The 12,986-nt window shown below is 70.2% G+C and carries 13 protein-coding genes; 8 read left to right on the plus strand and 5 right to left on the minus strand.

Annotated elements, in window-relative coordinates:
- Positions 1 to 278 precede the first annotated feature (278 nt).
- The 6 genes from ruvC to secF all read left to right on the plus strand — a co-directional run bounded on the left by ruvC (position 279) and on the right by secF (position 6,224).
- Positions 279 to 797 carry a crossover junction endodeoxyribonuclease RuvC gene (ruvC, locus tag ACGGCP_RS11600; RefSeq protein ID WP_392964481.1) on the plus strand — a complete coding sequence of 173 codons (519 nt, stop codon included), beginning with the start codon at positions 279 to 281 and terminating at the stop codon, positions 795 to 797.
- A complete protein-coding gene (gene ruvA, locus ACGGCP_RS11605; RefSeq protein ID WP_392964484.1) occupies positions 794 to 1,393 on the plus strand; it encodes a Holliday junction branch migration protein RuvA in 600 nt (199 codons plus the stop codon). Before ruvC ends, ruvA begins: the two co-directional genes overlap by 4 nt.
- A 3-nt stretch (positions 1,394 to 1,396) precedes the next feature.
- Entirely contained in the window at positions 1,397 to 2,458 is a 1,062-nt protein-coding gene (ruvB, locus tag ACGGCP_RS11610; RefSeq protein ID WP_392964486.1) for a Holliday junction branch migration DNA helicase RuvB, read from the plus strand.
- Between the two features lie 129 nt (positions 2,459 to 2,587).
- Complete coding sequence (gene yajC, locus ACGGCP_RS11615) at positions 2,588 to 3,049, plus strand: preprotein translocase subunit YajC (protein ID WP_392964489.1); 462 nt, start codon at positions 2,588 to 2,590, stop codon at positions 3,047 to 3,049.
- 169 nt (positions 3,050 to 3,218) lie between these two features.
- The gene (gene secD, locus ACGGCP_RS11620; RefSeq protein WP_392964490.1) at positions 3,219 to 5,048 is read left to right on the plus strand and encodes a protein translocase subunit SecD; all 1,830 of its coding nucleotides are present in this window, start codon (positions 3,219 to 3,221) and stop codon (positions 5,046 to 5,048) included.
- A 9-nt stretch (positions 5,049 to 5,057) separates the two neighbouring features.
- On the plus strand, positions 5,058 to 6,224 hold the full coding sequence (gene secF / locus ACGGCP_RS11625) for a protein translocase subunit SecF (RefSeq protein WP_392964492.1): 1,167 nt from the start codon (positions 5,058 to 5,060) through the stop codon (positions 6,222 to 6,224).
- A gap of 111 nt (positions 6,225 to 6,335) precedes the next feature.
- Here secF and ACGGCP_RS11630 read toward each other — a convergent pair whose 3' ends face one another.
- A complete protein-coding gene (locus ACGGCP_RS11630) occupies positions 6,336 to 6,533 on the minus strand; it encodes a YtxH domain-containing protein (protein ID WP_392964495.1) in 198 nt (65 codons plus the stop codon).
- A 143-nt stretch (positions 6,534 to 6,676) separates the two neighbouring features.
- On the opposite strand from ACGGCP_RS11630, the gene ACGGCP_RS11635 reads away from it, so the two are divergent.
- A complete protein-coding gene (locus tag ACGGCP_RS11635; protein ID WP_392964497.1) occupies positions 6,677 to 7,885 on the plus strand; it encodes an FAD-dependent monooxygenase in 1,209 nt (402 codons plus the stop codon).
- Here ACGGCP_RS11635 and ACGGCP_RS11640 read toward each other — a convergent pair.
- The 4 genes from ACGGCP_RS11640 to ACGGCP_RS11655 all read right to left on the minus strand — a co-directional run bounded on the left by ACGGCP_RS11640 (position 7,882) and on the right by ACGGCP_RS11655 (position 12,129).
- Positions 7,882 to 8,361, minus strand: a complete 480-nt coding sequence (locus ACGGCP_RS11640; protein ID WP_392964500.1) for a hypothetical protein — start codon at positions 8,359 to 8,361, stop codon at positions 7,882 to 7,884. The two genes, ACGGCP_RS11635 and ACGGCP_RS11640, sit on opposite strands and share 4 nt — an antisense overlap.
- A gap of 18 nt (positions 8,362 to 8,379) precedes the next feature.
- On the minus strand, positions 8,380 to 10,728 hold the full coding sequence (locus tag ACGGCP_RS11645) for a RelA/SpoT family protein (RefSeq protein ID WP_392964503.1): 2,349 nt from the start codon (positions 10,726 to 10,728) through the stop codon (positions 8,380 to 8,382).
- Between the two features lie 126 nt (positions 10,729 to 10,854).
- Positions 10,855 to 11,772, minus strand: a complete 918-nt coding sequence (locus ACGGCP_RS11650) for a peptidylprolyl isomerase (protein WP_392964506.1) — start codon at positions 11,770 to 11,772, stop codon at positions 10,855 to 10,857.
- Between the two features lie 33 nt (positions 11,773 to 11,805).
- Positions 11,806 to 12,129 (minus strand): hypothetical protein, encoded by a 324-nt coding sequence (locus ACGGCP_RS11655; RefSeq protein WP_392964508.1) that lies wholly within the window; start codon positions 12,127 to 12,129, stop codon positions 11,806 to 11,808.
- 160 nt (positions 12,130 to 12,289) lie between these two features.
- Between ACGGCP_RS11655 and ACGGCP_RS11660 the strand changes: the two genes are divergently transcribed.
- Complete coding sequence (locus ACGGCP_RS11660) at positions 12,290 to 12,958, plus strand: MBL fold metallo-hydrolase (protein WP_392964510.1); 669 nt, start codon at positions 12,290 to 12,292, stop codon at positions 12,956 to 12,958.
- Positions 12,959 to 12,986 lie beyond the last annotated feature (28 nt).

The following is a 12,986-nucleotide window of genomic DNA, read 5'->3' on the forward strand; positions in this document are numbered from 1 at the left end:
GGTCCCAACAGGTTTCGCAGGGTGGCAATGGAGCGGTGAAGGACAGCGGCGAGCCGGACTCGAATCTCGCGTCTCGCACCGATGGGAGGTGGCCGCGAGCGGTCCGGCCGGTTACAAGCCAAGCACGTTACTAGCCGACCGGCAAGTGGTTTATGGGCTAGGCCACCGGTCCGATTCCCGACTGATGACAGTCAGTCCGCAACGCACCCTCGGACGTGCTTGGGACCGAACGTCGGACCGGCCGGATAAGCTGACGCATCGAGCGACAGGAGGAACGCGTGCGCGTCATGGGGATCGACCCGGGCCTGACCCGGTGCGGCGTCGGCATCGTCGACGGCCGCCCCGGAGCACCCGGAACCATGGTCGCCGTCGGCGTCGTCCGCACCGATCCCGAAGCGCCCCTTGCCGACCGGCTCCTCGCCCTCGACGACGGCCTGCGCGCCTACCTCGCCGAGCACGAGCCCGAGGCCGTCGCCGTCGAACGCGTCTTCAGCCAGCACAATGTGGCCAGTGTCATCGGCACCGCGCAGGCCTCCGGCATCGCGCTCCTCGCCGGAGCCCGCCTCGGCCTGCCCACCGCCACCTACACGCCGTCCGAAGTGAAGTCCGCCGTGTGCGGCAACGGCACCGCCGACAAGCGCCAGGTCACCTCCATGGTCACCCGCATCCTCCGCCTCAAGGAGGCGCCCAAGCCCGCCGACGCGGCCGACGCCCTCGCCATCGCCATCTGCCACCTGTGGCGCGGCGGCGTCAAAGCCCGGATCCAAGCCGCCGTCAACAAGGAGAGCGCCCGATGATCGCCCAGCTCACCGGCACCGTCGCCGCCGTCGGCGAGGCCTACGCCGTCGTCGACGTCCAAGGCGTCGGCTACGCCGTCCACGCCGGGGCCCACACGCTCGCCAACCTCAAAGTCGGCTCCACGACGGTCCTCGCCATCTCCACCATCGTCCGCGAAGACTCGATCACCTTGCACGGCTTCAACACCGCCGACGAACGCGACCTGTTCGAACTGCTGCAGAACGCCCAGAAGATCGGCCCCCGCATCGCCCGCGACGCCGTCGACGTGCTCCGCCCCGACGCCATCCGCCGCGCCATCGCCACCGGCGACACCGCGACCCTCACCCGCATCCCCGGCGTCGGCCAGAAGAGCGCCGAGCGCATCGTCCTCGACCTCGCCGACAAGATCGGTCCCGTCGACCTCGGCAACGTCCCCAAACAGGCCGGCGGCCGCCCCGGCGGCTGGAGGACCCAGGTCTCCCAAGGCCTCCAGGCACTCGGCTGGTCCGCGAAGGAAGCCGAGTCCGCCATCGAGAAGCTCGACGCCGAAGGCGCCGAAGGCCAGGACGTCCCCTCGCTCCTCAAGCAGGCCATCCGACTCCTCGGAAAGCGATAGGGCATGGAACGACCCGACGACTACTCCGCCGAAGAGTGGGACAAGGCCCTCACCGCCGCCGAGGCCACCGAACTCGACCGCCTCGCCGAAGAGGGCATCCGCCCCGGCAAGCTCGACGACGTCATCGGCCAGGCCCGCGTCCGCGAGCAGATCAGCCTCCTCCTCGAAGGCGCCCGCCGCCGCGGCTCCTCGCCCGACCACCTCCTGCTCTCCGGCCCGCCCGGCCTCGGCAAGACCACCCTCGCCATGATCGTCGCCGCCGAACTCGGCGTCGGCCTGCGCCAGACCTCCGGCCCCGCCATCGAGCGCTCCGGCGACCTCGCCGCGATCCTCACCAGCCTCGGCCCGAACGAAGTCCTCTTCATCGACGAGATCCACCGCATCGCCCGCCCCGCCGAAGAACTCCTCTACACCGCCATGGAGGACTTCCGCGTCGACGTCATCGTCGGCAAGGGCCCCGGCGCCACCGCCATCCCGCTCGAACTCGAACCGTTCACCCTCGTCGGCGCCACCACCCGCGCCGGACTCCTCACCGGGCCCCTGCGCGACCGCTTCGGCTTCCTCGGCCAGCTCGAGTTCTACGACGACGACGAACTCCAGGCCATCGTCACCCGCTCGGCGGGCATCCTCGACGTCGCCATCGACCCCGCCGGAGCCGTCGAGATCGCCGGACGCTCCCGCGGCACACCCCGCATCGCCAACCGCCTCCTGCGCCGCGTCCGCGACTTCGCGCAGGTCCGCGCCGACGGCGTCATCACCGCCCGCGTCGCCTCCGAGGCCCTCCAGCTCTACGACGTCGACCAGCTCGGCCTCGACCGCCTCGACCGCGCCGTCCTGCGCGCCCTCTGCGGCACCTTCAACGGCGGACCGGTCGGCCTCACCACACTCGCCGTGGCCGTGGGGGAGCAGCCCGACACCGTTGAAGAGGTCTGCGAACCCTTCCTCGTGCGCGCCGGGCTCCTCGCCCGCACCCCGCGCGGGCGCGTCGCCACCGCCGCCGCCTGGCACCACCTGGGACTCAACCCGCCGAGCGCCGAAGGGCTCTTCGGCAGCGGCGACGCGTAGGGTGGGCCATAGGGGGGACAAAGCGTCACACCCGGCGGGATAGACTCCGCCCACGTCACCCACTGACATTCCGAACGACGGCATTCTGACAGCACTGCAGTTCGGACGGCACCGAAGAAAGGCACCACCGTGCAAGCATCCGTAGACGTCCTCGCGCAGGAAGCCGGCGGCTCGAACATCATGTTCCTCGTCATGATCGTGGGCTTCATCGCGCTCATGTACTTCGTCATGATCCGCCCGCAGAAGAAGCGGCAGCGCGAGCAGCAGGACATGCAGAACAACGTCGCGCCCGGTGCCCGCGTCATGACCATCGGCGGCCTCTACGGCACCGTCGTCGACTCCGACGACGAGACCGTCACCCTCGAAGCCAGCGACGAGACCTTCCTCGTCTTCGCCCGCCAGGCCATCGCCAAGGTCGTCACCCCCGCCGAGACGGCCGAGACCGAAGAGGCCCCCGCCGCCGAGGAGATCAGCGAAGCGGACGCCACCCTCTCCGACGAGGACCTCGACAAGCTCCGCGCGAGCGACGAGACCACCGAAGGCGACGACAAGGGCAAGCACGCCGGCAACCCGGACCGCAAGGAGTACTAGGACTCGCGGTGCCGCTCCACCCCCGGGCCCTGCACCGCCTGTGAGGCACCCGTCCTAGAATGAGCCCCGCCGAGGGTACGTGTGCGAGAGCACAGCCGCGGCGCGCTCCCCGCGCGCCCGCGGCTCCTCGCGCCCGCCCCTATTCGAGTTCTGAGGAAGAGACCGACCATTGGCTTCAGTAACGGGCGCTGACCGCCCACGGAAGAAGATCCAGCGCAAGCGCCTGCCAGTCGCCCCCTACTTCGTGGCGCTGCTCCTGGTGCTCGCGATCCTGTGGGTCGCCGCGCTGGCGGGCTCGGGATGGAAGTTCCCCACGCCGAAGCTCGGTCTCGACCTGCAAGGCGGCCTGTCGATGACGCTCACGGCCTACCAGCAGGGGAGCGACGAGCCCCCCTCGGCCGAGACCATGGAGCAGGCCCGCCAGATCATCGAGGGCCGCGTCAACTCCACCGGCGTCTCCGAGCCCGAGGTCTACGTCGAGGGCACCGAGAACATCGTCGTGAACGTCGCGGGCGACGACATCGACGAGCAGGCCCTCCGCGACGTCGGCGCACCCGCCGAGCTCCGGTTCCGCATCGTCACCAACTCCGTCGCCGACACCTCCGCGCTCGAGGACGCCCTCGCCGAGGAGACGCCGACCGAGGAGCCCACCGACGCCGCCAGCGAGGAGCCCACCGCGGAATCCTCCGAGACGCCCGCCGACGGCGAAGCCTCCGAGACCCCCACGACGGAGGAGACCTCCGCCGGCTCCGGCCAGGCCGCCACCACCGACGAGGTCGCCGCGACCCTCGACGAGGTGTGGGCGAAGGTCGGCCCCGACGCGGCCGCCGCCGCCCAGGCGCTCACCGCCGCCCCCGACGAGGCCACCAGCCTCCTCCTGGAGCCCTTCGGCACCCTGGCACCCGAAGAGGTCGCCCTCCTCCCCGCGACCGTCCAGTTCTACATCCCGCAGATCACCTGCGAGACGCTCGACGCCCGCCCGCCGGGGGCCGTCCAGCAGCCCGACATCGAGGTCACCGCGTGCTCGGCTCCCGAAGCCGCCGCGGCCGACGACCCGTCGCTGACCTTCCAGTACAAGTACCTGCTGCAGCCCGCGACCGTGCTCGGCTCGGACGTCACCTCCGCCGACGTCGGCACCGACCAGGCGAACCTCAACCAGTTCGTCGTCAACGTGCAGTTCTCCGCCGAAGGCGCCGACAAGTGGAGCGCCCTCACCACCGAGAACCTCCAGTCGCAGGTCGCGATCGTCCTCGACAACGAAGTCGTCAGCGCCCCGACCATCCAGGAGGTCTCGTCGAACTCGACGCAGATCTCCGGCGAGTTCACCGCCGCCGAGGCCAACCAGCTCGCCGACCAGCTCAACTTCGGCTCGCTCCCGACGAACTTCATCGTCGAGACCGTCAACGAGGTCACCGCGACCCTCGGCGTCGACCAGCTCGAGGCCGGCGTCTTCGCCATGGCCCTCGGCCTGCTCCTGGTCATCATCTACTGCTTCGTGTACTACCGCGTGATCGGCTTTGTCGTGCTCGGCAGCCTCGTCGTCGCGGCCGCGATCCTCTACCCGACCGTGTCGCTCCTGGGCTCCCAGATCGGCTTCACCATGACCCTCGCGGGCATCGCGGGCTTCGTGGTCGCCGTCGGCATCACGGCCGACTCGTTCGTCGTCTACTTCGAACGAATAAAGGAGGAGATGTCCGGCGGCCGCTCGGTCCGCTCGGCCGTCCCGCGCGCCTGGGTCCGCGCCCGCCGCACCATCCTCTCGGCCAGCGCCGTCTCGATGATCTCCGCGGTCGTCCTGTACATCCTGGCGATCGGCCCGGTCCGGGGCTTCGCGTTCACGCTCGGCCTGTCGACCCTCGTCGACCTCCTGGTGGTGTTCGTGTTCACCCACCCGATGGCCGAGTGGCTGGCCCGCGGCAGGGTCCTCACCAACGTCCACCTCTCGGGGCTCCACTCCAAGGCGACCCCCGCCACCGGCGACGCGGCCGCGAAGGCCTAAGGAGATCCGATGAGCACCAAGCAAGAGAAGCGCCCCAACGTCTTCAGCCAGCTGTACCGCGGCGAGACGGACTTCCAGTTCGTCGCGCACCGCAAGAAGTTCTACATCGCGTCCGCGGTGGTCCTCGCCGCGCTCGCGGTCGTCATGATCTTCAAGGGCTTCGTCCTCGGCATCGACTTCGCGGGCGGCGTGCAGTACAACGTGCCCGCGGGGCAGACCGACGCGTCCCTCGAGCAGGTCGAGGGCGCGGCGGCCGACGCGGGCGCCGACGTGGCCTCCGGCCAGGTCGTCGGCTCGGGCGACGACCGCTCGTACATCATCCGCATCGGCGAGCTCTCGACCGACGAGGCCGCCCAGATCCGCGAGGCGATCGCGGCCGAGGCCGGGGTCGGCACCGACTCCATCTCGGTCTCCGAGGTCTCGGCGACCTGGGGCGAGTCCGTCTCCCGCCAGGCCCTGATCGCCCTCGCGGTGTTCCTGGTCCTGGTCGCGATCTTCATCTGGATCCGGTTCGAGCGGCGCATGGCGGTCGCGGCCATCGGCGCGCTCGTCCACGACCTCGTGCTGACCGCCGGGATCTACGCCCTGGTCGGCTTCGAGATCACGCCGTCGACCATCGTCGGCATGCTCACGATCCTCGGCTACTCGCTGTACGACACGGTCGTGGTCTTCGACAAGGTCCAGGAGAACACGGCGCAGCTGCTCCAGACGCGCAGCAAGACCTTCGCCGAGGGCGTCAACGACGCGATCAACCAGACGCTCATGCGCTCGATCAACACCTCGCTCATCGGCGTCCTGCCGGTGGCCGCGCTGCTGTTCGTCGGTGTGGGCCTGCTGGGCGTCGGCACGCTGAAGGACCTGGCGCTGGTGCTGTTCGTCGGCATGATCGTGGGCGCGTACTCCTCGATCTTCCTGGCCGCCCCGTGGGTGGTCGACATGGCCGAGCGCGGCGCGGTGTACAAGCGCCACAACCAGAAGGTCGCCAACAAGCGCGCAGGCGTGGAGGACGAGAAGCCCGCCCGCAAGCCCGCGAAGGCCGCAGACAACGACGAGGACGACTTCGTGCTCGCCAAGAGCGAGGACCTGCCGGCCGAACTGCTGGAGGAGCCGGAGAAGGCCTCCAGCGGCTCCGGCGCGGGCCGCTCGGGCGGTTCGAAGAAGCGCAAGCGGCGCTAAGGCGCTGCGGACACGAAGCGGCGGGCGGACCTACCAGGTCCGCCCGCCGCTTCGCGCTGGTTGGCTCCTCGTGAGCCGGCGGCGCGGGGCCGCTTCGACATGGCTCGGACGTCAGGCGCCCTTGTCGCCCTTGATCTTGCCTAGCGCGTCCTGCGCCATGTCCTTCGCCTTGTCGGCGTATTCGTCCATCTTATCGCCCATGGGCGATTCTTTGGCCTTGTTGTACAGATCCTCGGCCTTGTCCTTCATGTCGCCGGCGCTGTCCGAGACCTTGTCCTTGGCCTCGTTGAACTTGTCCTGCATCCCCACGATGAACCCCTCCCTACGTGAGTCGGTTTCACTATAGGGGCGCTCCGGCGGGTCCGCCGGGATTCGGACTACATCCCAGGTCGAACCCCGAACGCTACTGGAGGATGACGCCGGAGGGGCCGATTGCTCCTTACGGTCGGGTCATGAACGACATGGAACCCACCGCGCGGGCCCGCACCGCGATCGTCATCGGCGGCGGCGTCGCCGGCCCCGTGGCCGCCCTGGCCCTGCGGAAGGCCGGCATCGAGGCGACCGTGTTCGAGGCCTACCGGCCCGGCACGGGCTCGCGCGGCGGGCCGCTGGGGCTCGCCCCGAACGGCCTGAACGCGCTGCGCACCGTGGGCGCCGACCGGGCCCTGACCGACGAGGGCATCCCGACGCCGCGCATGGTCATCCACTCCGGTTCGGGCAAGGTCCTCGGCACCGTCGAGTCCGCCCCCGACCTGCCGGTGAACACGACGATCCCGCGCGGGCGCATGGCCGAGCTGCTGCAGGGGCACGCGGCGGCCTCGGGCGTCCCGATCGTGTACGGCAAGCGCTTCGTGGACGCGGTGGACACCGGCCGCAGCGTCATCGCCCAGTTCGACGACCACACCACGCACGAGGCGGACCTCCTCATCGGCTGCGACGGCATCCGCTCCACGGTGCGCGGCATCATCGACCCGGCCGCGCCGCGGCCGCGCTACACGGGCCTCATCGGCCTCGGCGGGTTCGCCGACACGCCGCTCGGCGTCAGCGACACCGGCGGGGCCTTCCACATGGTCTTCGGCCGCAAGGCGTTCTTCGGGCACGTCTCGGACGGCGAGCGCACCGGCTGGTTCGCGAACCTGCCGTTCAAGACCTTCGACCGCGAGACGCTGGCGGGCACCTCGTTCGAGACGTGGATCGCCCTGATGCGCGACCTGTTCGCCGACGACAGGAGCGCCGCGCTCCAGATCCTGGACCACGTGACGCCCGAGTCGTTCATCCCCGCGTCCCCGCTGGAGGACCTGCCGCACGTGCCGGTCTGGTCCAAGGGCCGCATCGCGCTCATCGGCGACGCCGCGCACGCGACCTCGCCCTCCTCGGGCCAGGGAGCGAGCATGGCGATCGAGTCGGCGGTGGAACTGGCCCGCTGCCTGCGGGACCTGCCGGTGCCGCAGGCGTTCAAGGCCTACGAGCACGCCCGCAGAGACCGCGTCGAACGTGTCATCGCCACGGCGGCGCGCACCAACCAGTCCAAGGCCGCCGGACCGGTCGCGGCCCGCTTCAGGGACGCCCTGATGCCGTTCTTCATGGAGCGCTTCACGACCCCCGAGAAGATGGCCTGGCAGTACGCCCACACCATCGACTGGAACGCCCCCGCCGTTTAGCGGTTGACGAGTTGGGTGAGGTCGTCGATGAAGCCCTGTTCGGCTTCGGTGACGGCGACCTTCCTGCTGAAGAAGCCGCCGTTCTTGGACTTGGAGGCTTCGGCGACGCGGGTGGCGAGGGTGATGAGCCAGGCGCCGTAGGCCTCGGCGTCAGGGGCGTCGGCCTTGTCGCGGAGGAGGCTCATCGCCTCGTCGGCCTGCTTGAGCGCCAAGGCCATCGCGCCGTCCGCGAAGGGGACCTCGCGGTCGTCGGCCTCGGGGTCGGTGCGCTCGCGGATGGCGAGCGCGACGGCCTTGACGAAGGCGTTCTGGTCGCGCTGGGCGTCCTTGAAGACCTTGGCCCCGGCCGTGACCTCCTTGAGGAAGGCGAGGGCGTTGGTGGAGCCGTCAGCGGCGATGGCGCCCTTGAGCACCGCGCCGGGGGCCTCGGCGAGCAGTTCGCGTTCGTCGTCGGTGAAGGCGGAGAGATCCGTCAACGGTGGTCCTTCTCGGGTTCAGGAACGCTCGGCACCCGTGAGGCGGTAGGCGTCGTAGACGCCGTCGACCTTGCGGATGACCTTGATGATGTGGTCCAGGTGCTCCGGGTTCGCCATCTCGAACGTGAAGCGCGACAAGGCGACCCGGTCGCGCGTGGTCGTCACGGTGGCCGACAGGATCGAGACCCGCTCGACGGAGAGCACCTGCGTGACGTCGGCGAGCAGGCGGTGGCGGTCGAGCGCCTCGACCTGCACCGTGGCGATGAACGTCGCCTGGTCGTCCTCGTGCGACCAGTGCACCTCGAGGACGCGGTCGGGCTGCAGCTCGATGCGCTCCTCGGCGTTCTCGCAGTCCCTGCGGTGCACCGAGATCACGTGGTAGCGGGTGGCGAAGCCGATGATCGGGTCGCCCGGGATCGGGTTGCAGCAGTGGGCGAGGCGCACCGGCATCTCGCCCTCCTCCATGCCCGCCACGGTGACGGCGGCGTGGATGTCGCCGTGCGCCTCGGGGACGATCCGGGCGGGCTGCGTCGGCGCGGTGGCCTCGGCCATGTCCTCGGCGGCGCCCTCGGCCCCGCCCTGGACGTCCAGGAGCCGCTGCACGACCTGCGTCGGCGAGACGTGGTGCTCGCCGAGGGCCGCGTAGAGCGCCTCGACGTCCTTGAGGTTGAGGTCCTTCGCGAGCGACGTCAGGTTGTCGTGGGTGAGCATGCGCTGCAACGGGAGGCGCCGCTTGCGCATGGCCCGCGTCAGCTCGTCCTTGCCCAGCTCGATGGCCTCTTCGCGGCGCTCGCGCTTGAAGTGCTGCTTGATCTTCGTGCGGGCGCGCGGGCTCTTGACGAAGCCCAGCCAGTCCTCGCTGGGGGAGGCGTTCTCGGAGTTCGAGGTGAAGACCTCGACGACGTCGCCGTTCGACAGCGTCGACTCCAGCGGCACGATCTTGCCGTTGACCTGCGCGCCGATGCAGCGGTTGCCGACCTCGGTGTGAACGGCGTACGCGAAGTCCACAGGGGTCGAGCCCGCCGGGAGGGCGACCACGTCGCCCTTGGGCGTGAACACGTACGCCTCGGAGGAGGCCAGGTCGAAGCGGAGCGCGTCGAGGAACTCGGACGGGTCCGCTGCCTCGCGCTGCCAGTCGAGGAGCTGGCGCAGCCACGCCATGTCGTCGATGTGCGCCGGGGGACCGGCCACAGTGGAGTTCTTGGTCTCCTTGTACTTCCAGTGCGCGGCGATGCCGTACTCGGCGGTGCGGTGCATCGCCCACGTGCGGATCTGGATCTCGACGGGCTTGCCGTTCGGGCCGATCACCGTGGTGTGCAGCGACTGGTACATGTTGAACTTCGGCATCGCGATGTAGTCCTTGAAGCGCCCCGGCACCGGCTGCCAGTTCGCGTGGATCACACCGAGGGCCGCGTAGCAGTCCCGTTCGCTCTCGACGAGGATGCGCAGGCCCACCAGGTCGTAGATGTCGTTGAAGTCGCGGCCGCGGACGATCATCTTCTGGTAGATCGAGTACAGGTGCTTCGGGCGCCCGGAGACCTCGGCCTTGATGCGCGAGTTCTTCAGGTGGTCCTTGACCTGGGCGATGACCTGCTGGAGCAGCATCTCCCGCTGCGGGGAGTGCTCCGAGACCAGGCGCGCGATCTCCGAGTAGCGCTTCTTGTAGAGCGTCGCGAAGGAGAGGTCCTCCAGCTCCCACTTGATGGTGTTCATGCCCAGGCGGTGGGCGAGCGGGGCGAGGATCTCCAGGGTCTCGCGGGCCTTCTGCTCCTGCTTCTCGGGCGGCAGGAACGTCAGGGTCCGCATGTTGTGGAGGCGGTCGGCGAGCTTGATGACCAGGACCCGCGGGTCCTTGGCCATCGCGACGACCATCTTGCGGATCGTCTCGGCCTTCGCCGCGTCGCCGAGCTTCACCTTGTCGAGCTTGGTGACGCCGTCGACGAGGAGGGCGACCTCGCCGCCGAACTCGTCGGAGAGCTCCTCGAGCTTGTAGTCGGTGTCCTCGACGGTGTCGTGCAGGAGCGCGGCCACGAGCGTGTTCGTGTCCATGCCGAGCTCGGCGAGGATCGACGCGACCGCGAGCGGGTGCGTGATGTACGGGTCGCCGGACTTGCGGAACTGCCCGTTGTGCAGCTCCTCGGCCCTCGTGTAGGCCGACTGCAGGAGCCGCACGTCGGCGCGCGGGTGCGCGGCCCGGTGGGCGGCCACCAGCGGTTCGAGGACCTCGGGGAGCTGCGAGGACTGCCAGGGCGCGTTGAAGCGCGCCAGACGGGCCCGCATCCGCCGCCCGGTGGGGGGCCCGATCGGGCCGCCCGAGGTCGGCGCGGCGTCAGCGGACTTGCCGGACGCGGCTCGCTCGGTCACCACGCACGCCTCCTCGGTGTCAGCACGGCATCAGCTTCGCGAATGTTCAACAAAGCGTCGACATCAATCCTAACCGCGAGGGGTGGTGTGATCCGCCACCGATGCCCGGAGGCGGACCCTTCCGGCGTGCTACATGCCCGGGACGGCGACTTCCATCGCCCCGGCCGCGGCCACCTGCTCGACGATGTCGAGGCCCTCGGTCACCTGGCCGAGGATCGTGTAGTCGGCGGGGAGCTGCGTGTCCTTGTACACGATGAAGAACTGGCTGCCAGTGGTGCCCGCGCCGGCGTTGGCCATCGCGATGGTCCCGACCGGGTAGTTCCCCGCGGCCTCGACCGGCAGGTTCTCCTCGCCGTACGAGTAGCCCGGGGAGCCCTGGCCCGCCATCTCGGGGGTGCCGGCCTCGATCGCGGCGCGCGCGTCGGGGTCGCCGCACTGGAGGACCCAGATGCCGTCGATGACCAGGCGGTGGCACTGCTGGCCGTCGAAGTAGCCGTCCTGCGCGAGGTGCGTGAAGGAGCCGGCGGTGCACGGGGCGCCCGCGGTGTCGATCTCCGCGGTGATCGTGCCGAGGTTGGTGACGATCGTCATGACCTGGGTGCCCGCGGCGGGCTCGGTGGCGGCCGGGGTCGGGCTGGTGCCGTCCGCGGAGGTGTACATGCAGTCCTCGGTCGCGGAGGCGTCCGGCGTGCTCATCTGCACGCACTCGAGGTAGACGTCCTGGGCGGGCTGGCCGTCCGTGACCCCCTCGGTGGCGGTGCCCTTGGCGCCCTCGCCGCTCGGCTCGACGCCGTCGCAGCGGGTCGAGGCGGCCTTCGCGTCCTCGACGAGCGCCGCGATGTCGCCACCGCCGGAGCTCGAGCCCTCGTCGTCGCCGCCCAGCCACGCGAACGCGCCCCAGGCGATCAGGGCCAGGGCGACGAGCCCGGCGACGCCGCCGACGCTCCACGCGACGGTGCGCCTGCGGGCCTCCTCCTCTGCCTTGGCGGACATGCGCTGCTGCAACTGCTGCCGGGCGGCCAGGCGCTGGGCTTGTTTCGACGCCACCGTCGATCTCCTTCGTCGCGCGTTCGGGGGTACTTACTCGGTCGTTTCGGAGGGGGTCTCGGCAGGGGCCTCGGAGGTCGCCTCGGCGGTCGGGTCCACCGTCGCGCTCGGGTCGAGCGGGACGCTCTCGGTGACCTCGGACGAGGGGGTCTCCTCGGCCGCGGGCTCGTCGTCCCCGAAGAACCACGACCCCGACTGCCACAGGTAGGCGAGGGTCAGCACCGCGGCGACCGCGAGGAGCCCGCCCAGCGCCTGGAGCTGGCGGCGGCGGCGCAGCCTGCCCGCGAGGCGCGCGTTCTTCTTCGCGTTCGCGATGCGCTGCTTGCGCTGCTCCATGTGCTTGGACTTGGCGGGCACCTGGCCTCCTACTGCTGCCGGTTCCGGCGGTGCCTGCGAACCGTTAGGCCGGGCACCGCCGTTTCAGGGGTTACGAGTTCCGCAGTTTAGCCGGGACAAGTCAGACGCGTCACCGCAGGATGCCCGGTGTATCCTGACCCGGCGAAGGGAGGGGGAGCGGTTGCTCATCGAGACGCTGGTTGCGGATGCGTTCGGCACGAACTGCTACGTGCTGTCGGCCGGTCCCGGATCCGAGTGCGTGGTCGTCGACCCCGGCATCGGCATCGCGCCCCGCCTGGACGACCTGCTCAGCGAGCGCGGCCTCAAGCCCGTCGCCGTGGTCCTCACCCACGGGCACCTCGACCACACCTTCTCCGTCGCCCCGGTGTGCGGCGCGAGCGACATCCCCGCCTACATCCACACCGACGACCGCCACCTCCTCGCCGACCCCGCCCAGGGCTTCAGCGCGAACATGATGTCGCTCGTCGGCACCGGCCTCGAATGGACCGAACCGGACGACGTCCAGGCCCTCGCCGACGGCGGCGTCGTCGAACTCGCCGGGATGCGCTTCACCGTCGACCACGCCCCCGGCCACACCGCCGGGTCGGCCATGTTCCACACCGCCGACGCCGAAGGCCGCTACACGCTCACCGGCGACGTCCTCTTCCGCGGCGCGATCGGCCGCACCGACCTGCCCGGCGGCAGCGACGCGGCCATGCAGGACACCCTGCGCGACAAGGTCCTCCCGCTCGACGACGCGACGATCGTCCTGCCCGGGCACGGCCCCAGCACCACCATCGCGGTCGAACGCGTCCGCAACCCGTACCTCAAGCGCGCCGCGCAGCATTAGCCGCACACCGCCGCGCCTCTTTTCTCAT

The sequence above is a fragment of the Glycomyces sp. NPDC048151 genome, assembly GCF_043202775.1.
Taxonomy (GTDB): Bacteria; Actinomycetota; Actinomycetes; order Mycobacteriales; family Micromonosporaceae; genus Glycomyces.